Origin of the sequence: Staphylococcus sp. MB377, from assembly GCF_001922505.1 — a bacterium.
GTDB classification, from domain to species: domain Bacteria; phylum Bacillota; class Bacilli; order Staphylococcales; family Staphylococcaceae; genus Staphylococcus; species Staphylococcus haemolyticus.
Genome location: NZ_MAON01000040.1, coordinates 1 through 1,514, shown reverse-complemented (window position 1 = coordinate 1,514; position 1,514 = coordinate 1). Strand labels below are relative to the sequence as shown.

Annotated in this window: 2 protein-coding genes; both read right to left on the bottom strand. The window is 37.2% G+C overall.

The annotated features are described in order from the left end of the window. Positions 1 to 238 precede the first annotated feature (238 nt). Positions 239 to 592: a hypothetical protein gene (locus BB045_RS08545; RefSeq protein ID WP_070179593.1), complete on the bottom strand. Its 354-nt coding sequence runs from the start codon at positions 590 to 592 to the stop codon at positions 239 to 241. Positions 593 to 775: 183 nt separating this feature from the next. Further along, complete coding sequence (locus tag BB045_RS08540; RefSeq protein WP_075140677.1) at positions 776 to 1,366, bottom strand: DUF3967 domain-containing protein; 591 nt, start codon at positions 1,364 to 1,366, stop codon at positions 776 to 778. Positions 1,367 to 1,514: the final 148 nt, after the last annotated feature.

Sequence of the window (1,514 nt, the reverse complement as noted above, 5' to 3'; positions counted from 1 at the left end):
GCAGGGGGGGATGAGAATACTGCAATGCCGCTTATAAAATACAGTATTACATAAAGCTGATTTAGATATCCCATAATATTCCTCCTTTTATCCAAATTTTAACATTAGCAAGTTCGATTTTGTATAAATTCGGATGAATAGAGTATTCGGATAAATTTAACGTTATGTAATATTATTGATAGCAAGAAAAAAACGGATCCCTCCTCTAAAAAGGAATCCACTCTTTCATTATGTACTTCTATACTCGATTTGTTTTCTTTACTCTTGCAAACTTCCACAAAGCGACAATTAGTATGAGGAGTGGTATTCCCTGAATGAAGAGAAATCCTCCTGAAAAATAAAGCACACGACTAACTAGAGGAGGAGCTGTTGCCGAATCACCCGCAACATAAGCTCCATAATTAGCCACGACACCTGCATAATCAGCTACCCCACCTATAATTAAAGCCACTGGACTTGTAAGTAGATTTATCCCTAAACAGACCATTATCAATGATAGGTTTTTAGCCTTAATTTTTGATGAACTAGACAAGAAAAAAAAGAATATTGCAGTGCCGAATATAAGAAACAGTGGTACATAATAAATTCCCATAATACCCCTCCATGACTTTAATTGTATCATCAGCAAGGATTGATTTGTACAAATAGGATATTTATGTAAGTTAGATATAGTGTCTCATTATCAGTAACAAGAAAAAAGTGGAACCCTATTCTGATAAGGAATCCACTCTTTCTTTTTCTACAACTCTATTTTTATACGTTCCTCTTCTTATCCTCACCAGAACCGCCACCACGGTTTTTTCTTCTCTTTCGCTGCAGCAACCTCATCCCTAAATTCCTGCATCATTCTCTTCGTCTCCTGCATCTCACGTAGTGTCTTCATCAGTGTCTCATCCCGAGCTTCCAATCGTTTTTCCACTCGTTCAATATGCGCTTCTACACTCGCTTTGATTTCCTCGTTACTTTGCTTCGCCTGCTCACTCAATCGCTTCTCCATCGCTAACATACTTTGATTCATTTCTTGCGCCATAACGCTGTACTGTTCCTGTAATTGCTGTTTAATGTGGAATGGCACTAAGTCCGTTTCCTCAGAATTTTCTTGAATCAGATCCGGATTAACTTTCTCTATTTGCTGCGCAATCATCTTCGCTGCCTTTTCTAGCGTCATACCGTCATGCTTACTCAGTTCAATTAATTTCTCAATCACCATAATGTCATTGTCTGTGTACTGGCGTCTGCCACGATTATCTTTCTTTACAGCGAATCCTTCGCGTTGCAATACTTCCATGTACTTTCTAAGGGTGCTATCGGATATTCCTAGTCGTTTGTATACTTCACTAGCAGAATAAACAATTTCGTCCGTCATAACGTCACAACACCTCATATTGACAGTATTCCATGACGTTTATGGAATTCCTTCCATTTTTAAAAAATCTATATTTTTCAATCTATATATCCCTTCTAAAAAAAACATGCTATCATCTTTATAGATAGAAAATTTTTCTGTCTCTTCA